At 70.8% G+C, this 19633-nt stretch carries 13 protein-coding genes; 5 read left to right on the forward strand and 8 right to left on the reverse strand.

Annotation, left to right across the window (positions count from 1 at the left end; all coding sequences use genetic code 11):
* Positions 1-334: 334 nt before the first annotated feature.
* Positions 335-1294, forward strand: a complete 960-nt coding sequence (locus RBH18_RS09725; RefSeq protein WP_306205955.1) for a pyridoxal-phosphate dependent enzyme — start codon at positions 335-337, stop codon at positions 1292-1294.
* Between the two features lie 143 nt (positions 1295-1437).
* On the opposite strand, the gene ppc is transcribed toward RBH18_RS09725, so the two are convergent.
* The 6 genes from ppc to RBH18_RS09755 form a co-directional block, all read right to left on the reverse strand.
* Positions 1438-4233 carry a phosphoenolpyruvate carboxylase gene (ppc, locus tag RBH18_RS09730; RefSeq protein WP_306205957.1) on the reverse strand — a complete coding sequence of 932 codons (2796 nt, stop codon included), beginning with the start codon at positions 4231-4233 and terminating at the stop codon, positions 1438-1440.
* 179 nt (positions 4234-4412) lie between these two features.
* Positions 4413-5186 carry a DUF2927 domain-containing protein gene (locus tag RBH18_RS09735; RefSeq protein ID WP_306205959.1) on the reverse strand — a complete coding sequence of 258 codons (774 nt, stop codon included), beginning with the start codon at positions 5184-5186 and terminating at the stop codon, positions 4413-4415.
* Positions 5187-5266: 80 nt separating this feature from the next.
* The gene (locus RBH18_RS09740) at positions 5267-6379 is read right to left on the reverse strand and encodes a glycoside hydrolase family 6 protein (RefSeq protein WP_306205961.1); all 1113 of its coding nucleotides are present in this window, start codon (positions 6377-6379) and stop codon (positions 5267-5269) included.
* A gap of 25 nt (positions 6380-6404) precedes the next feature.
* Positions 6405-8357, reverse strand: coding sequence for a radical copper oxidase GlxA (glxA, locus tag RBH18_RS09745; protein WP_306205963.1), 1953 nt, complete (start codon positions 8355-8357; stop codon positions 6405-6407).
* Positions 8354-10249 carry a glycosyltransferase family 2 protein gene (locus RBH18_RS09750; RefSeq protein WP_306205965.1) on the reverse strand — a complete coding sequence of 632 codons (1896 nt, stop codon included), beginning with the start codon at positions 10247-10249 and terminating at the stop codon, positions 8354-8356. The genes glxA and RBH18_RS09750 overlap by 4 nt, the downstream gene beginning before the upstream one ends.
* A gap of 273 nt (positions 10250-10522) precedes the next feature.
* A complete protein-coding gene (locus RBH18_RS09755; protein ID WP_306205967.1) occupies positions 10523-12289 on the reverse strand; it encodes a hydrogenase maturation protein in 1767 nt (588 codons plus the stop codon).
* Between the two features lie 186 nt (positions 12290-12475).
* Here RBH18_RS09755 and mfd point away from each other — a divergent pair, with 186 nt between their 5' ends.
* The 3 genes from mfd (at position 12476) to RBH18_RS09770 (ending at position 17139) form a co-directional block, all read left to right on the forward strand.
* Complete coding sequence (mfd, locus tag RBH18_RS09760) at positions 12476-16090, forward strand: transcription-repair coupling factor (protein WP_306205969.1); 3615 nt, start codon at positions 12476-12478, stop codon at positions 16088-16090.
* A gap of 190 nt (positions 16091-16280) precedes the next feature.
* Positions 16281-16493, forward strand: coding sequence for a hypothetical protein (locus RBH18_RS09765; protein WP_306205970.1), 213 nt, complete (start codon positions 16281-16283; stop codon positions 16491-16493).
* Complete coding sequence (locus tag RBH18_RS09770; RefSeq protein WP_306205972.1) at positions 16480-17139, forward strand: hypothetical protein; 660 nt, start codon at positions 16480-16482, stop codon at positions 17137-17139. The genes RBH18_RS09765 and RBH18_RS09770 overlap by 14 nt, the downstream gene beginning before the upstream one ends.
* Positions 17140-17161: 22 nt before the next feature.
* Here the strand turns inward: RBH18_RS09770 and RBH18_RS09775 are convergent, their stop codons facing one another.
* The gene (locus RBH18_RS09775; RefSeq protein WP_306205975.1) at positions 17162-17632 is read right to left on the reverse strand and encodes a MarR family winged helix-turn-helix transcriptional regulator; all 471 of its coding nucleotides are present in this window, start codon (positions 17630-17632) and stop codon (positions 17162-17164) included.
* 73 nt (positions 17633-17705) lie between these two features.
* Here RBH18_RS09775 and RBH18_RS09780 point away from each other — a divergent pair, with 73 nt between their 5' ends.
* Positions 17706-18893: an FAD-dependent monooxygenase gene (locus RBH18_RS09780; protein ID WP_306205977.1), complete on the forward strand. Its 1188-nt coding sequence runs from the start codon at positions 17706-17708 to the stop codon at positions 18891-18893.
* A 144-nt stretch (positions 18894-19037) separates the two neighbouring features.
* On the opposite strand, the gene RBH18_RS09785 is transcribed toward RBH18_RS09780, so the two are convergent.
* The gene (locus RBH18_RS09785; RefSeq protein WP_306205978.1) at positions 19038-19595 is read right to left on the reverse strand and encodes a TetR/AcrR family transcriptional regulator; all 558 of its coding nucleotides are present in this window, start codon (positions 19593-19595) and stop codon (positions 19038-19040) included.
* Positions 19596-19633: the final 38 nt, after the last annotated feature.

The following is a 19633-nucleotide window of genomic DNA, read 5'->3' on the forward strand; positions in this document are numbered from 1 at the left end:
AAGGGAACGCCCGTTCCTGAGCCTCTACAGGCTCGGGGACGGGCGTTTCTGCATTTCTCACGCACGGCGCGACCGAGGAGCTGACCGGTCCGGTCACCCGCTCCGCGTGACCGCTGCGACACGGGCGTGACCCGCTACAGCCGACCGGCGCAGGGCCCCGGACTTCGCCTTGACGCGCATCGTCGTCAGCGCTGCGATTCGTCACGGTTGGAGCGAGCTGCTTTCTAGGGCTCTTGCGAAGTGCAGAGCTGCGGATTGCTTGGTTGTGCAGGGTGGGCCGGGAGTGGGGAATTGGCGCTCGGGTGCGGGGCTGGGCGGTTCGTAGGATCGGTGTATGACGACGGTGAGCTTGCAGGATGTTCGCGGGGCGGCTGAGCGGCTTTCGGGAGTTGCGCATCGCACGCCGGTGCTTCGGTCGCGGACGTTGGATGAGCGGGTGGGGGCTCAGGTCTTTCTGAAGGCCGAGAACCTGCAGCGGATCGGGGCGTTCAAGTTTCGCGGAGCCTACAACGCGATCTCGCGGCTCACGGACGAGCAACTGGCCAAGGGCGTGGTGGCCTTCTCGTCGGGGAATCACGCCCAGGCGGTGGCGCTGTCGGCGCAGCTGCTGGGGAGCTCGGCGGTCATTCTCATGCCCGAGGACACCCCGGCCGCCAAGGTGGACGCGGTCAAGGGGTACGGGGCCGAGGTGCTCGGCTACGACAGGTACACCGGCGACCGGGAGGCGCTGGGCCGGCAGCTGGCGGAGGAGCGGGGGCTGGTGCTGATTCCGCCCTACGAGCATCCGGATGTGATTGCCGGGCAGGGCACTGCGGCGCTCGAGCTGTTCGAGGAGGTCGGGGAGCTGGATGCGGTCGTGGTGCCGGTCGGCGGCGGCGGGCTGATCGCGGGGACGGGGATTGTCGCCAAGGGGCTGTATCCGGGGGTTCGGGTTGTCGGGGTCGAGCCGGCGGCGGGTGACGACACCAAGCGGTCGCTGGCCGCGGGAGAGCGGGTGCGGATCACGGTGCCTCGGACGATTGCCGATGGGCAGGCGGCGGAGATTCCGGGGGAGCTGACCTTCTCGATCAACAAGGGCCTGGTCGACGAGGTGGTGCTGGTCAGTGACGACGAGCTGCGGGACGCCCTGCGCTTCGGGATCGACCGGCTCAAGCTGGTGGCGGAGCCCAGCGGGGTGTCGGGGCTGGCGGCGTTGCTGGCCGGCCGGCTCGACCCGGTGCCGGCCCGGATCGGCGTGATCATCTCCGGTGGCAACGTCGGCGCGGCGCGGCTCGCGGAACTCCTGACCGCCTGACCCGACGAAGCGCGACGACCAAAAGCGCGGCCCGGAAGCAAGCGCGGGCATAGAAGCGCAAGCGAAGAGAACCCACCCGCGGATGCGGGAAACGGAACCGGCCGCTCCCGCAGGGGAACGGCCGGTCCGGGTGAGCGCGACGATCAGCCGGTGTTGCGCATGCCGGCGGCAATGCCGTTGACGGTGGTGAGCAGGGCTCGTTCGAGGGCGGCCGAGTCCGACGGCACCCGGCGCGACCCCGGCGCGGTGGCGAGCTGGCGGTCGACGTCGCCCAGCGCCCTGTACTGGCGCAGGAGCGCGACCTGCAGGTGGTGCAGCGGCTGCAGGTAGGTGTCGCGCACGTCGAGGGTGCGGGAGAGCTCGGCCTGCGACTCCAGCAGCTTCTCGGCGCCGGTGATGGCGAGGACCTGCTCGACCGTCTTCGCGTACTCCTGCTCGATCATGGTGAAGATCGGGTGGAGGTCCGCCGGGACGAGGGTCTCGACGTAGCGGCGGGCGATGGTGAGGTCGGTCTTCGTCAGCATCATCTCGACGTTGGAGATGAAGGTGCGGAAGAACTGCCAGTCGGCGTACATCTCGCGGAGGACCTCGACGTCGTGCTCCTCGCGGACCGCCGCGAGGCCGGTGCCGACGCCGAACCAGCCGGGGACGATCTGGCGGGTCTGGGTCCAGCCGAAGACCCACGGGATGGCGCGCAGGCCGCCGAGGCCGGCGTCCGCGTTGGGGCGCTTGGCGGGGCGGGAGCCGATGTTGAGCGCGCCCAGCAGCTCGGTCGGGGTGGCCGCCCAGAAGTAGGCGGGCAGGTCCGGGTTCTCGACCAGCGCGCGGTACTGGCGGTAGGCCGCCGCGGACGCCGTGTCCATGACCTTGTCCCAGCGGGCCAGGTTGCCGAGGTCGACCTGCGGCTCGGTGTGCAGCAGCGTCGCCTGCAGCACCGCGGCGACGGTGAGCTCGAGGTTCTCCCGGGCGAGGGCCGGCAGCGTGTACTTGTCGGAGATGACCTCGCCCTGCTCGGTGACCTTGATGGCGCCGTCGAGCGTGCCGTAGGGCTGGGCGAGGATCGCCTCGTGCGTGGGGCCGCCGCCGCGTCCCACGGTGCCGCCGCGGCCGTGGAAGAGCCGGAGGCGTACGCCGTGCCGGGCCGCCACGTCGCGCAGCGCGCGCTGGGCCTTGTGGATCGACCACTGGCTGGTGGTGATGCCGCCGTCCTTGTTGCTGTCCGAATAGCCCAGCATGATCTCCTGGACGTCGCCGCGGGCGCGGACGATCTCCCGGAAGGCCGGCAGGGACAGCATCTCGTCGAGCAGGTCGCCGCCGGCGTCGAGCTCGGCCGGGGTCTCCAGCAGCGGGACGATGCCGATGCGGGCGCGCGAGGTGTGCACGTCGATCAGCCCGGCCTCGCGGGCCAGGACGGCCGCGGCGAGGACGTCGTCGACGCCCAGCGTCATCGAGATGATGTACGACTCGATGACCTCGGCGCCGAACCGGTCCTGCGACTCGCGGATGGTGTGGAACACGTCGAACGTCTTGCGCGCCGACTCGGTCAGCGGGGCGTCCGCGGCGGCCAGCGGGCGGCGGCCGGTGAGCTCGGTGGAGAGCAGCTTGGTGCGCTCCTCGCGGCTCAGGGCGGTGTAGTCGTCGACCTCGCCGACCTGCGCGTACAGCTGGGCCAGCACCTCGTGGTGCTTCTCCGCGTGCTCGCGCACGTCGAGGGTGGCGAGCTGCAGCCCGAAGGCCGACGCGGTGCGGATGACCGACGCGACCGAGCCGACGGCCGTGAGCTGGCCGGAGTTGCGGGCCAGGGACGCGCGGATCAGCTCGAGGTCGGCGATCAGCTCGTCGCTGCCCAGGTAGTCGCGGCCGGGCACGTGCGGGGTGTTGCTGCTCAGGCGCTTGCGGGTGTTCGCCAGCTTGGCCTTGATGCAGCGGGCCTTCAGCCGGTACGGCTCCTCGGCGTTGACCCGGCGGAAGCGCCCCGAGACCTCGGGCAGCTTCTCGAGGTCCTGGGCGAGGCTGGCCGACAGGTCGAGGGAGACCCCGCGCAGCCGGCGGGAGACCGACAGCTCGTCGATCAGCTCGTCCATCGCCAGCTCGGTGGCCTGGATGCCGTGCTCGTGCTGGATGATCAGCACGTCGCGGGTGACGGCCGGCGTGACGAACGGGTTGCCGTCGCGGTCGCCGCCGATCCACGAGCCGAAGGTCAGCGGGCGCGCGGTCGGGGCCGTCTCCACGCCCAGCTGGCGCAGCGTCTCGGCGAGGTCGTCGAGGACCTGCGGGGCGGCCTCGGCGTACAGGTCCTTCAGGTAGTAGACCGCGTTGCGGGCCTCGTCGGTCGGGTCCGGGCGGTCCAGGCGCAGCTCGTCGGTCTGCCAGAGCAGGTCGATCAGCTCGGCGAAGCGGCGGGTGGAGACGGTGGTGTCCGAGGCGCCGTAGAGGATCTCGGCGCTCGCCTCGGCATCCAGGGCGTCGGCGAGGCCGCGCAGCTTGGAGAGGATCGAGCGGCGGGCGGCCTCGGTGGGGTGCGCGGTGAAGACCGGGCGGACGGCGAGCCGGCGGGCGGCGGCGGCCACCTCGTCGGCGGGCACGCCCTTCTCGGCGATGCGCTTGGCGGCCTGGTCGAGCCAGCCGCCGTCCCGGGCGCGGCGGCGGCGCAGGTCACGCGAGCGGTGCACCTGCTCGGTGATGTTGGCCAGGTGGAAGTAGGTGGAGAACGCGCGCGCGAGCTTGGTGCCGGTGGTGACGTCCATGGCGGCGAGCCGCTCGGCGGCGGCCGGGGCGTCGGTGCGCACCAGGGCGCGCACCTCCTCGACCAGGTCGAGCAGCGGCTTGCCCTCCTGCCGGGCGAGGGTCTCGCCGAGCAGCTTGCCGATGCGGCGGATGTCCTGCCGCAGGGCCGCGTCGGGCCCGTCGGGATCTATGTGGCCGTGCTGATCTGTCACTGGGGCGCTCCTTTGCCTTCAGGTGCTCCAGGACGGCGCTGTCCCGACTTGGCGATCGTATCGGTGCGACAGGGTGTGGTGTCGATTTGAGGTAAGTCTCATACGCCCTTACGTCCGCTTCGGGCGTCTCCGGTTTACCTCGGCGACACAGGACCCGCGGGGCGAATCAGGGCAAGGGGCTACGAACCGGTCACCCGTACGGCGCGGGTGACGGCCGCCTTGTCGTCGCCGGGGCGGACGGCGTCGCTGTAGAGGAGGCGGATGACCTCCTTGTCGAGCTTCGAGTAGCGGGTCGGCGCGGGAAGGTACCGGCCGTAGAAGATGCTGCCCGGGTACTTGTTCGAGTCGCGCAGCAGGCCCATGCCCTGCGTCAGCTCCTCGCGGATCAGGTGGCAGCGGATGCCCGGGCTCAGCCCCGACGAGCGGATCAGGACGTTCGCCCGGGTGATCGACGAGAAGCCGTTCCACTCGACGTGGACGAAGCCGTCGTTGCCGGTCACATAGTCGGGCTCGAGCGACTTGAACGTGGCGAGCGGGGCGAAGTGGAGGTCGATGTCGGCCGGGCCGGTCGTCAGCGCGAGGTCGGTGGACCGGCTGAGCGCGTTGAAGTCGGTGACGACCTTGTCGAGGCAGGTCCGGGCGCTCTTCGTCGGCTTGCCGTGCACGCGGACGGTCACCCGTGGCTTCGTCCACCGGATGACGGGCGCGGACTTGGCGCCGTACTCGGAGCCGAGGGCGATGCTGAAGAAGTAGGCGAGGCCGGCCTTGGTGACCGCCGGCTTCGGCGGGGTCCTGGACGGCGAGGCGGAGGGCGTGACCGGGGCGGGCGGCGTCGAGGCGGGCGGGGCGGCGGACGGGCTCGCCGGGGCCGACGAGCCGGCGGCCGGCGGGGTGCAGGCGGCCAGGGCCACGGAGGTCAGCAGCAGCATCGGCAGCATGCCGCGAAGCGTCACGGGAGTCCTTCGGAGTTGCCGGAACGGCGCAGGGCCGGGCCGCACGATGGTACGGCCCGGCCCTTGATCGCGCAGCCCCGCTATCCCGCGAGCGCCAAGGCGTAGTCGGCGAACCATTGACCGGCCGCGGGAGCGCCGTCCCCGCACGCGCCGTCGGACTCGCCCGGGCGTTTGATCCACAGGTACGCGTCCGCGAGCGCCACGCCCGTGGACGTCGTCGGCAGGTCCCCGAGCTTGCGGCCGGCCGGATTGCACCAGTGCTCGTCGCCGTCGGGGCCACGGTCGGCGGGCCCGTTCCCGTTGCGGCTGGTGTCGATCACGAAGCGGGCGCCGTTCAGGTGGCCGGACAGCTCGGTGCCGTACCGGATGTTGGCCTCGGTGGTCTCGAAGTTGGCCACGTTGAGCGAGAACCCGGCGGCCCGCTCGACCCCGGCCGCGCGCAGCGCCTCGGCGAGCCGGCCCGTGTCGGTGATCCAGCTGGGGTTGCCCGCGTCCAGATAGACCGAGACGCCGCTGTGGGCCGCGCGCAGCCTGTCGATGGCATAGCCGAGCAGCTGGTAGCGCTCGGCGCGGCCGGCGTCGTCGAGGCAGTCCTCGACCGCGTGCGGCATGGCGTCGGGTTCGAGGATGACGATCGCGCGGCCGGTGAGCGCACCGGCCATGCCGTCGATCCAGGCCTTGTACTCGGCCGCGGACGCCGCGCCCCCGGCCGACTGTCCCGAGCAGTCGCGGTGGGGGATGTTGTAGAGCGTCAGCACGGGCACCTTGCCCGCCCGCGCGGCCGCGGTGACCAGGGCGCGGGCCCGGCCCGCACCGCCCGGCGACGAGTCGGCGAACCAGGTGGCCACCGGACGGTCGGCGATCTTGCGGATCAGCGCCGCGTTCTCGGCCTGCCCGGCCGCCTGATAGTCGCGTACCTGCTGGGCCGCAGCCCCCGAGGGGTCGACGTAGAGCGGGATGGCGGCGTTCGCACTGGACGTCTGGGCGTCCCCGGAAGGACCGGAACCGGAGGGACCGGGGGAAGAGGTCGGCGACGGGGAGAGGGCGGGGGAGGAAGGGGAAGGAGGGGCGGAGGGCAGCGTCACGGCGACGCTGCCCAGTTCGTCGTCGCGGGTGAAGGCGACCAGGCCCACGCCCAAGGCGACCGCGAGAACCGCGGCCGCCGCGAGCACGTACCTGGGACCGACGCGCACCGGCCTGGCGTGTCGGACCATGCGATCAGAGCACCTGGACCCAGCGGGCCACCGAGGGCACGCCACGGTCGTCCATGAGGAACAGCATGTACCACCCGGAGGGGGTGATGCCCTTGGCTTCCGGGATCGACAGGCCCAGCTTGTCGCCGCTGCCCGGCGTGATGTCCAGGGCCACCGAGCGCTGGTCGACGTCGAGCACGTGCGTGACCGCACTCGGCCGGACCAGGCGCGCCTTGGTGATCCGCGCCGCGTCGGGCGAGGTGAAGGTCACCGTCGTCCCCCGCTTGACCTGCGACGGGCCGCCGGCGATCGAGGGGCGCGAGCCCTGGAAGAGGTACGGCGGGGAGTACACCTCGATGCGCTTCTCGAACGTGCCCGGACCCTTGCCGGACTCGTCGTACAGGGGATCGCTGCCCATGGTCACGACGCGGCCGTCCGGCAGCAGGATCGCCTCGGAGTGGTAGTTGCGCCCGACCGTCGACTCCGCCGCGGTCGCGAAGGAGTTCGACGACGGCTGGTAGATCTGCGCGTTGAAGAGGTCGCTGCGCGTCTTGTCGCCGTACTTGCCGCCGCGGTAGCCGGACGAGCCGCCGGTGGTGAAGACGGTGTCGTCGGGCAGGAGCACGGCGTTGAGGTAGCGCGCCGGCTGCGGCAGGTCGGGGCCGGGACGGTAGACCGGCTTGTCCTCGGTGAGGTCGATGATGTCCGTACGCTTCGTGGACACCTCCGACTCGCCGACGCCGCCGCCTCCGAAGATCATCACCTTCTGGTCCTGCGCCGGCGCGAGCAGCACCGACGAACTGGTCTCCGTGAGCTTCGGGTCGCGCAGGCCGGCGACCTCGGTGAACTTGTTGTTCCGGACGTTCCAGATGCCGGGCGTACGCCCGACGGTGTCGGACCCGTAGCCCGCGTTGGAGCCGGAGTAGAAGAAGTTGCCGTCCGCCATCAAGTGGAACGACGGGTAGGTCGGGAACGTCCGGTGCAGCTCGGGGGCGTCGACCCACTTCTTCTGCGAGGCGATGTACTTCTCGTTGTCGCCGGGGATGATGCGGCCGAACTCGTCGAGCCCGGAGACCGCGAGCACGTCGCCGTTGGGCAACTCGGCCAGCGTCGGGTACCAGCGGTTCTCGACCATGTCGCCGACCTTGACGTAGCGCTCGGCGACCGGGTCGAACTCGTACGACGTGTTGTCCCCGCCGTACTCCTGCTTCTCCCTGGTGATCTTCTCGGCGATGCCGTAGACGTTCTGCTTGTCGGCGCCGGTCAGCCCGGCGACCGTGTACTGCGCGGGCTGCTCGACGACCGGGCCGTCGCCCTTGTCCACGGCGTCGACGAAGACCTCGACCTCGGCGGCGTGCTGCATGACCTGGCCGCCGTGGTTCATGACGACCGCCTTGCCGAGCGTGACGTCCTCGCGGGTCTTGTAGACGCGGCCGTCCTTCCCGACGACCTGGGTGCCCTTCTTGAACACGTGCGGGCCGCTGGTCGCCGACTCGTTCTTGAGCTTCATGACGCCGTACGCGTGCTCGACGTCCTCGGCCAGCACCTCGTAGCTCTTCGTGCCGCCCGCGATCAGCAGGTTGCCGTTGGGCAGGAACGTGTGCCCGGCGCAGAAGACGTCGGTCGGGGTGGCCACGTCCTTGAACTCGTCCGTGGCCGGGTCGTAGATGATCGTCCGGAACGTGCCGGCCTCGAACGCGTCCCGGTTGTTGCCGCTGCCCGCGATGATGAGCAGCTTGCCCGTGTTGAGCAGCGCCGCGTGGATCGCGTTGACCTTGAAGTCCTGCGGGACGGGCAGGGCGGCCCAGTGGCCGTACTGCTCCTTGTAGGACTGCCGGTTGATCGTGAACTCGTGGTAGGCCTCGGCGCCCGCGGCGACCATCGGGCGGTTCACCACGGCGACGACGCCGAGCACCGCGACTGCGACCAGGCCGCTCGAGATCTTGCGAGCGAGAGAGGGGCGGTGGTGGGGCTTCATGCGTACGTCTTCTCCATCGTCTCCGTCTTTTCCATCGTCTCGGGGTCCAGCGAGCGCGTGGCCCGGGCCTTGCCGCGCGCCGACCGGGCATGCATCACCTGGATCCGCCACACCACGAGGGGCAGCAGGCAGATGACGAGGTTGAGGGAGGGCCACAGCCACATCCAGCCGTCCACGTGGCCGAGGAACGGCGACGCGATCAGCAGCCCCGCGTAGAACGCCGCCCAGCCCAGGCTGTGCCGGAAGGTGGAGACCCGGTCCGGGCTCATCGCGTCGCCCTTGGGCGTCACCACGAAGCCGGCCTTGCGGCCGAGGAGCGCGCCGATGTACGACGACACGTACAGCGGAGTGGACAACGTGGACACCAGCATGCCCGGCAGCCCGGAGGAACCGCTGTCCTCGTGCGGGCTGACGTTGTGGCGCCGGTTGAAGATGTAGAGGCCGATCTGGAAGAGGGCGGCGTCGACGTAGAGCATCAGCCACACCTCCTGCGGCACCTGCACGCCCTTGGCGCCGAGCAGCAGGTAGCAGGCGGCGACGCCGGCGCCGAGCAGCCAGGACAGCGCGGTCAGCGGGTAGTACGCCATCAGTAGCCCGTAGTGCAGCGCCCGGCCGAAGCCCAGCTTCCAGCCCATCTTCCAGAACTTCTTGACGACGACCTCGTCGGTGCCGCGCGACCAGCGGTGCTGCTGGGAGAAGTAGTCGGTCCAGCTGGACGGGCCCTCGCCGACGGCCAGCACGTCCGGGGTGTAGACCGAGCGCCAGCGCTTGCCGGTCTCCGGGTTGTTCGTGCTGTGCATGACGAGGCTGGTCGCCATGTCCTCGGTGATCGAGTCCTGCAGGCCGCCGATGCTGCGCAGCGCCGAGATGCGGACGGCGTTGTTGGTGCCGACGAGCATGGCGATGCCGCGCTTGTTGCCGGCGCGCTGCAGCAGCGAGTGGAACAGGTACTGCTGCGACTCGGCCCAGCGGGTGACGACGCTGTCGTAGTTGCCGTAGACCTGCGGGCCCACGACGAAGCCCACGTCCGGGTCGTCGAAGTAGCCGAGCAGCCGCTCGCAGAAGTTGGGCTGCGGCACGTGGTCCGGGTCGACCGAGACGAAGACGTCGTACGAGTCGCCGTGCCGGTCGATCCACGAGTTGTAGTTGCCGTGCTTGGTCTTCGCCTTCATGGCGCCCGCGGGCATGTTGTACTGCGGCATGCCCTTGCGCGTGTAGTGGCGGATGCCCCGGCGCTTGCACATCGCCTTGACCTCGGGGTCGTCGCCCTCGTCGAGCAGCCAGACGTCGTACGGGCCGGGGTGGCGGATCTTCAGCGCCGCGACCAGGGTCTGCTCGACCATCTCCAGCGGCTCCTTGCCGGGGACGATCGTGGTCAGGAACGCCACGCGCAACTTGCTGTTCGGCACGACGGGCACAGGATCTCGCGCCCAGATCGTTGCCAAGCACAGGGTCACGACGTTGACCAGACGGAACAACTCGATCAGCGACGTCGCCGCGATCATGAACACGGTGGCGCCGAAGACGACCGGCTTGAGGTCCGGGTCGGGCAGCTCGATGGCGGAGATCAGCCACGCGAAGAACGTCGTCTCGAACGCGAAGGCGAACAGCGTGATGAACACCGTCGCCACCGGCCGGCGCCGCGCGAGCCGGCGCATCTTGACCCGGTACTCCTCGGAGCGGTTGGTGCGCAGCTCGGCCGGCCCGGCCAGCACGCTGTACGCGCTGTAGCTGTACCGGAACGGAAGGATGTGGGTCTGGTCGTTGCCGCCGCTCAGGTTCTCCAGCTCGTGCCGGTTTCGGGGGGCCGGGATGACCGTTGTCTCGTCGAGTGGTGGTTCAGGGTTGCGGGGGCGTCCGGATCCCGGGGACGGGGTCTGAACAACACTCATGGCTTCCTTCCACGACATGCGATAACGGGGTCAGCCCGGCGTTGGGCGTGACGCATCGTGACGGCGAAGGCCGCGTGGCTTCCGCTGTCCGGGTGACTATTCGTGTTCGTTGATCTGCTGAATGACCGCGTGACCTGCGGTTTTCTCCTGCCGGGAGGCTGCACAACGTGCCATGCGCAGATTGCGGAATGGTGAACGTGGCCGCTCTCCGATCCGAGGAAGTTTCGGAGAGTGACGAAAACCGCCCGGCAATATCCGGATTTGTCGCGGGCTTCAGGCGGAGATCGGGACCGCCGGACGGACCGCCGCTTTGATCTGCTCGCGTCCCGGATGCTGGGACATCACAGGTTTCATCGGCCGCTTATTTGCATGTAGCAGCAGGTTATCGGGGGTGCGGACCGCGCGGGACTTGCCGACGAAGGCGTGCCGGGCGGCGGCGAATCCGGACCGGTCGCCGAAGATGTCGCTGCTCATCTCCGCCAGCTCACGGGTCTCGTAGACGTCGAGCGGAATGCGCTCGGCTTCCGCCCGGCGGGCCTTGCGCGCCCGGCGCCTCGCGGCCGACCGGGGATCGGCGAGGCGGACGGCGAGGGCGGACAGCCAGTCCCCGTACGCGTCGGGGTGGCGCGGCCCGAGCTCGTCCACCAGCCCGAGCGACAGGGCCTGCCGGGCGCTCACCGGCAGCCGCTCGTCGACGAGGCGCTGGGCCGTCTCCGCGCCGACGCGCCGGGGCAGGGTGAAGGTGTGCAGCTCGGAGCCGTACAGGCCCATGTCGTAGTAGGGGTTGAGCACGATGCCGTCGCGGGCCGCCACGACGTCCGCCCCGAGGCCGAGCATGACGCCGCCGGCTCCGGCGCTGCCCGCGTACGCGGCAATGGTCACCTGGCCGGAGCAGGTGATCACCTCGCGGCAGACCGCGTTGATGGCCTTGATGTTCGCCCACGCGGTGCCGGCCGGGTCCGCGGCGGCCTCGATCACGTTGAGGTGGATGCCGTTGCTGAAGGCGTCCGTGCCGCCGCGCAGCACCAGCACCCGGGTGTCCTGCCCGGCGGCGTGCCGGAGCGCGGCGAGCAGCCGGCGGCAGTGCCCCGGCGACATGGCGCCGTTGTAGAAGTCGAAGGTGAGCCAGCCCACTGCCCCGGAGCGCCGGTAGCGGATCTGCCGGTAGACCGGGCCCTCCGGCTCGACGCCGATCGGCACCGGCGACTGCGGCACGCCCGCGAGGTCGCGCCCGAGCACCGTCGTCGCGGGCAGCTTGACGCCGCCCACCTCCTTCAGGTGGCCCAGCCACAGACTGGCGTCGCCGGTCGCCACCAGCACCGCGCCTTGACGCCGGCCCAGGATCGTGCCGGGGGGTGCGCCGCGGGACAGGCCGAGGTGGGCGTCGTACGCGTAGACCTCGCGCCCGGCCACGGTGGTGCGGACGCCCGGGGAGCCGTCGGCGGCCCGGATCCGGCGCAGGATGGCCTCGGCCGGGTCGGACCAGTCGAAGGCGCGGTCGGCCTGCTTCATCGCGGGGCGGGGGCGGGCGCCGCGTACCTCGGCGGGGGTCTCGGCCGGCGGGGTCGGCCGGAAGCCGGGGTCGGCGGCCTTGGCGACGACCTCGAAGACGCACTCGAGGGCCGCGTCGGCGACGGGCCCGGAGTAGAGCGACGACTTGCGCGGCGCGCCGGCCGGCATCGGGAAGGTCCGGGTGGCCCAGATCGGCCCCGCGTCCAGCTCCTCCACGGCCTGCAGCGCGGTCACGCCCCAGGCCGGGGCGGACTCGGTGATGGCCCAGTCCAGCGACGACGGCCCGCGGTCGCCCACGGGCCCCGGATGGATGATGACGGTGCGCCGATGTCGCCAGACCTCGGCCGGCACCCGGTCCTTGAGGAACGGGCACACGATCAGGTCGGGGCTCGCCCGCCGGATGCCGTCGATCATGTCGGCCGGACTCGTGGCGAGCTGGACGCCGACCTCGTGGCCGGCCTCTCTCAGTGCGCACCACACCCGCTGGGTCAAGCCGTTGAACGCCGACACGAGCAGAACGATGCGCACATTGCCTCCCCAGACAATTCGATCCCTTTGCCCAGTCTTGTCCGCCGATCTAGGTGTTTGTCGCACACGCGGTCCGGCAGTTGTGTGTGGCGCCGGTTCTCCGGTGCGGCGGACTAAGCTGGGTCGGGTACCCCCCGTCCAACGGGCGCAGGGGTTTTTCGATGTGCTCTCGAGAGAGATTTCTTCATGCAACTCAGTGGCCTGATCCCGGCCGCCCTGCGTGACCGCGGGCTGGCGCGCGCCCGCGACCTGGCCCGCAAGGGCGGGGCCGACTCCGACGCACTCGACCTGACCGCCCCCGTCTCGCTGCGTCCCTTCGTGGTCGCCGCGGTCGCCGGGCTGCCCGAGTTCGGCGGCGCCGGCAAGCCCGTCCTCGCCGTCACGGCCACCAGCCGGGAGGCCGACGATCTCGCCGACGCCCTCGGCTGCCTCGTCGCGCCGGACGCCGTCGCCGTCTATCCCTCGTGGGAGACGCTGCCGCACGAGCGCCTGTCGCCGCGCTCCGACACCGTCGGCCGGCGCCTGGCCGTCCTGCGCCGCCTCGCCCATCCCGAGGCCGGCGCCGAGCCGCTGCGCGTCGTGGTCGCGCCGGTCCGGTCCCTGCTGCAGCCCCAGCTCAAGGGGCTGGGCGACCTCGAGCCGGTCGAGCTGCGCCCGGGCGGCGAGGCGGAGCTCGAGGGCGTCGCCCAGCGGCTGTCCGACATGGCCTACGCGCGCGTCGACCTGGTCACCAAGCGCGGCGAGTTCGCCGTCCGCGGCGGCATCCTCGACGTCTTCCCGCCCACCGACGAGCACCCGTCCCGCGTCGAATTCTGGGGCGACGAGGTGGAGGAGATCCGCACCTTCGCCGTCGCCGACCAGCGCACGATCGACGAGGTCGACCGGCTGTGGGCGCCGCCCTGCCGCGAGCTGCTGCTCACCCCGCAGGTCCGGGCTCGCGCCGCCGAGCTGAGCGCGGCGCACCCCGAGATCGCCGAGATCCTCGACAAGCTGGCCGAGGGCATCCCCGTCGAGGGCATGGAGTCGCTGGCGCCCGCGCTGCTCGACGGCACGGACAGCATGGAGCTGCTGATCGACTGCATGCCGGACGGGACGCACGTGCTGCTCTGCGACCCCGAGCGGATCCGGACGCGGGCGCACGACCTGACCCGTACCTCCGACGAGTTCCTGGAGGCGAGCTGGGCCGCCGCTGCCGTCGGTGGCCAAGCGCCGATCGACGTCGGTGCCGCCGCCTTCCGGACGCTGGCCGATGTCCGCTCGCACGCCGCGGTCCTGCGCCAGCCGTGGTGGACCGTGTCGCCTTTCGGCATTGCCGCGTCTCCTTCCGAGGACGAGACTCCTTGGCTCGAGGCGCCGTCGACGGAGGTCACGCCGGACCTGGGCGACGCGGTGGCGTTGAACGCACAGCCCGTCCCGCTCTACCACGGCGACACCGCCAAGCTGGCCGGCGATCTGCAGCAGTGGGCCGCCGACAACTGGTCCATCGCGCTGGTCTTCGAGGGGCACGGCACGGCGCAGCGGGCCACCGAGCTTTTGCGCGACGCCGGGCTGGGCGTGACGCCGGTCGACGCCATCTCCGCCGCGATCGAGCCGGGCCAGCTGCTGGTCACCTGCGGCGGGCTCAACCACGGCTTCGTCGACGAGGCCTCGCAGCTCGCGATCATCACCGGCAACGACATCACCGGCGGCCGGGGCGCGTCCACCAAGGACATGCGCAAGATGCCCAGCCGCCGGCGCAACACGATCGACCCGCTGGAGCTCAAGACCGGCGACTTCGTCGTGCACGAGCAGCACGGCATCGGCCGCTACATCGAGCTGGTGCAGCGCACGGTCAACGGCGCCGACCGCGAGTACCTGGTCATCGAGTACGCGCCGTCGAAGCGCGGCCAGCCCGGCGACCGGCTCTTCGTCCCCACCGACCAGCTCGACCAGCTGTCCCGTTACGTCGGCGGCGAGTCGCCCAGCCTGCACAAGATGGGCGGCTCCGACTGGCAGAAGAGCAAGGCCCGGGCCCGCAAGGCGGTCAAGGAGATCGCGGCGCAGCTCATCCAGCTCTACGCCGCCCGGCAGGCGTCCAAGGGCCACTCGTTCGGCCCGGACACGCCGTGGCAGCGGGAGCTGGAGGACGCCTTCCCCTACACGGAGACGCCCGACCAGCTCGCGGCCATCAGCGAGGTCAAGCACGACATGGAGCTGCCCGTCCCGATGGACAGGCTGATCTGCGGCGACGTCGGCTACGGCAAGACCGAGATCGCGGTGCGCGCGGCGTTCAAGGCGGTGCAGGACGGCAAGCAGGTGGCCATCCTCGTGCCGACGACGCTGCTCGCCCAGCAGCACTACAACACGTTCGCCGAGCGGATGAGCCAGTTCCCGGTCACCATCAAGCAGCTGTCCCGCTTCCAGACGCCCAAGGAGGCGGCGCTCACGCTGGAGCAGGCGGCCAACGGGACGGCCGACATCGTCATCGGCACGCACCGGCTGCTGTCGAAGTCGACCCACTTCAAGAACCTCGGCCTCATCATCGTCGACGAGGAGCAGCGGTTCGGCGTCGAGCACAAGGAGCAGCTCAAGGCGCTGCGCGCGTCCGTCGACGTGCTCACCATGTCGGCCACGCCGATCCCGCGCACACTGGAGATGGCGATCACCGGCATCCGCGAGATGTCGACCATTGCGACGCCGCCGGAGGAGCGGCACCCCGTGCTGACGTACGTGGGCGCGTACGACACCAAGCAGGTCGCCGCCGCCATCCACCGCGAGCTGCTCCGCGACGGCCAGGTGTTCTTCCTGCACAACCGGGTCGAGTCGATCGACCGGGCCGCCCGCACGCTGCGCGAGCTGGTCCCCGAGGCGCGCGTCGCCGTGGCCCACGGGCAGATGAGCGAGGAACAGCTCGAGAAGGTCATGGTCGGCTTCTGGGAGAAGGAGTTCGACGTCCTGGTCAGCACGACCATCGTCGAGTCCGGCATCGACATCCCCAACGCCAACACCCTGATCGTCGAGCGCGCCGACCTGCTCGGCCTGTCGCAGCTGCACCAGATCCGCGGCCGGGTGGGCCGGGGGCGCGAGCGGGCGTACGCGTACTTCCTCTACCCGCGCGAGAAGCCCCTCACCGAGCAGGCCCACGAGCGGCTCGCCACCATCGCGCAGCACACCGAGCTCGGCGCCGGCATGTACGTCGCCATGAAGGACCTCGAGATCCGCGGCGCCGGCAACCTGCTCGGCGGCGAGCAGTCCGGCCACATCGAGGGCGTCGGCTTCGACCTCTACGTGCGCATGGTCGGCGAGGCGGTCAGCGCCTTCAAGGGCGACCGGCCCGAGGAGGAGACCGAGGTCAAGGTGGACCTCCCGGTCGACGCGCACCTGCCCACCGACTACATCTCCGTCGAGCGCCTGCGCCTGGAGATGTACAGGAAACTGGCCGAGGCCCGCGACGACGCCCGCCTCGACGAGGTGGTCGCCGAGATGACCGACCGCTACGGCGAGCCCCCGGCGCAGGTCGCCAACCTGATCGCGGTGGCGCGCTTCCGGCTGCTGGCCCGGGCGTACGGGCTGACGGACGTCTCCGTGCAGGGCAAGCACCTGCGCTTCTCGCCGCTGCCGCTGCCGGACTCCAAGCAGCTGCGGCTCAAGCGCTACCACCCCGACTCGGTCTACAAGGCCGCGAACGACCAGGTCAGCGTGCCGCGCCCGAGCACCCGCCGGATCGGCGGCGAGCCGCTGCGGGACCTGGCGCTGCTGCAGTGGTGCGCTCAGCTGCTCAAGGACGTGCTCGGTGAGGCGCCGGCTCCGGTCAAAGCCTGACATTCTCCGAATACGCGTGCCCGGAGCAGCCCCCTGGCGGCCGGCGAGGTGGGTGCCCACTCCCGGCCGCAGCGCCCGCATCCGGCGTGACGTCGTGGTCCAGGCCGTCGCCCCTCCTGGTGGGGCGCGGTCTGTGCCAACGTCACCATGTCGCTTGCCAAGTGTCGTACGACAAGCCTAGTCTTGCGTCATGACACTCGTACCGGAGCAGCGAATTGACGAGGAGACCGAGGCGGTTCCCGAAGTCATCTGGTTCACCCGCGAGGAGTGGCGGGAGTGGGTCTTGAGCGGGGTCGCCGAGCTCGGGCTCACCTGGGAGGAGCTCCAGGCGCAGGCCAGGGAGGAAGACTTCGTCTCCTGGGACGCCGAGAAGATGTGGATGATGTACGGTGGCACGCTCTGATCTCGAGCGCCGTGCGCGGCGCTTCGCCGAAACGGTTCAGCACCTGCTGAACAGCACGGTTGCCGATCACGTCAACGTTCAGGCGGCGGCCACTTCCGACGCCGGTGTGTTCTCGGTGGGTCCGGGTCTGTCTGCGCGCAACCCTCGCGCGCGCCCGGTGAAGATGCGCACGGCCGATCCCACTGTCCCGGTGTTCTTGGATGTGTTCTTCATGCTCTCCCTGGACACCGAGGGCGAATTTCTCACCGTGCGCTCGTCCTCCTTCGGGGTGCGGGGCGCCCCCGATGAGGCTCAGGCGTGGTTCCACTACGACTACGAGCGCGACAAGGCGGGTTATGCCGAGGCGCACCTCCAGATCGTCGGGAGGCACGAGAAGCTCGAGCGGGCCATGAGCACGCTGAGCCGGCGGCGGAAGCGGAAGGGGCTCGGCGACATGCACTTCCCGGTCGGCGGCCGACGTTTCCGGCCCGCGCTCGAGGACGTGATCGAGTCCCTGATCGAGGAGGAGCTCGTCGAGCCGAAGGAGGGCTGGGAAAAGGAGCTGGAGCGATCCCGGCGCGAGTTCCGGGACATCCAGCTCCGGGCGGCGATCCGGCGGGCTCCCGACGTGGCGGGCCAGGCCCTGGCGGATCTGGCTCGCCGCTGACGGCGCCGGTGGGCTTCGGGCGCTACTCGTCCAGGGCGGCCAGGCGGTCGGTGAGGTCGTCGGCGAAGCGGCCGAGCAGGCGGCCGAGGGTGCTGCGGTCCTCCGGGGACCAGTCGGACAGGGCGTCCCCGAGCATGCCCAGCACCGTCTGCAGGTAACGGCCGATGGCGGCGGAGCCATCGGCTGTCAGCTCGACCCGGCGCGCTCGCTGGTCGTCGGGGTCGATGATGCGGCGGGCGAGGCCGCGTCGTTCCAGCTCGTGCACCTGCCGTGTGACGTGCGGGCCGACCACCTGCATGCGCTTGGCGATCTCGCCGATGCGCAGCGGCTCGCCGGCCATGTGGAGCGCGAGGAGCACTCCCAGCGCCGGGCGGTCCAGGTTGATGCCGGCGTTCTCTGTGGCGCGCTCGATGAGGCGGCTGCGGTTGAGCACCGTGCTGAGCTGGGAGATGCGAGGCAGGACGGCGAGCAGGTCTCCAGATGTGTCGGTCATCACTCTCATTTCAATACCTAAGTTAGGTATATAGTTTCCTCATCGCACTGAGACCTCACCGAGGAGGAAGCTCATGAGCAGGGTACTGATTTCCGGAGCGAGCATCGCGGGTCCCACCCTGGCGTACTGGCTGCGGCGACACGGGTTCGACGTCACCGTGGTCGAGAAGGCGGGCGCGGTCCGGGGCGGCGGCTACCCCATCGACATCCGGGGCACGGCGCTCGAGGTCGTACGGCGGATGGGGGTGCTGCCGGCGCTGCGGGAGGCGCACATCGACACGCAGCGACTGACCTTCCTGGAGCCGGACGGCAGCACGATAACCACGATCAAGCCCGACGCCATCGTCCGAGGGGTCGAGGGCCATGACCTGGAGGTCCCCCGGGGCGACCTGACCTCGATCCTCTACGGTGCCGTCCGCGACGACGTCGAATTCCTCTTCGGCGACAGCATCGGCAGCCTCGACGACGGCCCGGACGGGGTCGACGTGACCTTCCAGGGCGGTGCCCGGCGCCGCTTCGATCTCGTCGTCGGCGCCGACGGGCTGCACTCGCACACCCGGAGCCTGGTGCTCGGCCCCGAGGCGGACTATCACCGCTATCTGGGTCACTGCTTCGCCGGCTTCACGATGCCCAACGTCCTCGGCCTCTCCCACGAGGGCGTCGTGTGGAGCGCGGCCGGCCGGGGCGCCGCACTTTACGCGGTCGGGGACGGCGAGCAGGTTCACGGGTTCCTGACCTTCGACCGGGCGGAGGCGCCCTACGACGCCTTCCGCAACCCGGAGGCGCAGCGGGAGCTCGTCGCCGCCGTCTTCGCGGGGGACGGCTGGGAGATCCCCCGGATGGTCGCCGCCATGCGCTCCGCCGACGACCTGTTCTTCGACGTCGTCAGCCAGATCCGGATGCCCCGCTGGTCGACCGGCCGGGTCGCCCTGGTCGGCGACGCCGCCTACGGCCCGTCGTTCCTGACCGGCCAGGGCTCGAGCCTCGGCCTGGTCGGCGCCTACATGCTCGCCGGCGCCCTGGCCGGGCACGGCGACCACGAGGAGGCCTTCGCGGCGTACGAGCGGGACACCCGGCCCTACGTCGAGGCCAACCAGAATCTTGTCGACGAGGGCGACCGCACTCTGTTCCCGGCTACCGAGGAGGCTCTGGCCCGGCGCAACGAGATGCTGCGCGGCCTGACCGCGATGCCCGCCGAGCCGGGGCGCCCCGAGCATTCGGCGCTCATCCTGCCGGACTTCGAGGCCGCGGCTCCGCGGTAGGAGGCTCGTCGGTGGCGGCTGGGCGCACAGCGGGTCGGGCTCGGGAAGCCGGGCCGGTCAGTCGGTCGTCGGCGCGTTGAGCGGGGTCAGTCGGTCATCGGTGCGCTGAGCGGGGTCAGTCGGTCGTGGGCGCGTTGAGCGGGGTTAGTCGGTGGCCGGCAGGGTGAGCAGGGTCAGGAAGTCGTCGAACGCGCGGTCGGCCCGGGTGGTGTCGCCGGTGGCGTCGAGATCCATGATGAGGCCGCGGATGACGGCGAGCGCCAGGGTGCCGAGTTCGGGGCGGCCCAGGGTGCTCATGCCTTCCTCGAAAGGCCGCAGCCAGTCAGTGGTGGCCTCGTGCCGGAAGCCCGGCCACAGGTGCTGGCCCGGGTCCTCGCGGAGCCGGCCGAACATGCTCAGGTAGGGCTGGCCGTCGGGGCCCGTCATGGCTCGCCAGGCTCGGCGCAGCGTGACCGGGTAGGGCTCGTCCGGCCGGGGCGCCACCAGGTCGCCGAAGAAGTCGCGCTGGCGCCGGCGGGCCCGGTGCAGGATCTCGCGGAGCAGCGCGTCGCGGGTGCGGAAGTGGTAGATCAGCATCCGGACCGAGGTGCCGGACGCCGTGGCGAGTGGCTCGAGGCGGTCGGGCAGGCCGTGGGTGAGGGCGTGATCGACACAGGCGTCGAGGAGGCGCTCGCGGATCTCTGGTTGCTTGTGCCGGCCCATCGCCGCACTTTTTCACGTAACTGGCGGTACGTCTACCG

It is taken from the genome of Actinoplanes oryzae (assembly GCF_030757795.1).
Taxonomy (GTDB): domain Bacteria; phylum Actinomycetota; class Actinomycetes; order Mycobacteriales; family Micromonosporaceae; genus Actinoplanes.

Excerpts from the sequence above, each read along its gene's own strand:
- RBH18_RS09725 (WP_306205955.1), top strand. The coding sequence starts at position 335 with ATGACGACGGTGAGCTTGCAGGATGTTCGCGGGGCGGCTGAGCGGCTT.
- RBH18_RS09750 (WP_306205965.1), bottom strand. The coding sequence starts at position 10,249 with ATGAGTGTTGTTCAGACCCCGTCCCCGGGATCCGGACGCCCCCGCAAC.
- mfd (WP_306205969.1), top strand. The coding sequence starts at position 12,476 with ATGCAACTCAGTGGCCTGATCCCGGCCGCCCTGCGTGACCGCGGGCTG.
- RBH18_RS09780 (WP_306205977.1), top strand. The coding sequence starts at position 17,706 with ATGAGCAGGGTACTGATTTCCGGAGCGAGCATCGCGGGTCCCACCCTG.
- glxA (WP_306205963.1), bottom strand. The coding sequence starts at position 8,357 with ATGAAGCCCCACCACCGCCCCTCTCTCGCTCGCAAGATCTCGAGCGGC.
- RBH18_RS09775 (WP_306205975.1), bottom strand. The coding sequence starts at position 17,632 with ATGACCGACACATCTGGAGACCTGCTCGCCGTCCTGCCTCGCATCTCC.
- RBH18_RS09765 (WP_306205970.1), top strand. The coding sequence starts at position 16,281 with ATGACACTCGTACCGGAGCAGCGAATTGACGAGGAGACCGAGGCGGTT.
- RBH18_RS09785 (WP_306205978.1), bottom strand. The coding sequence starts at position 19,595 with ATGGGCCGGCACAAGCAACCAGAGATCCGCGAGCGCCTCCTCGACGCC.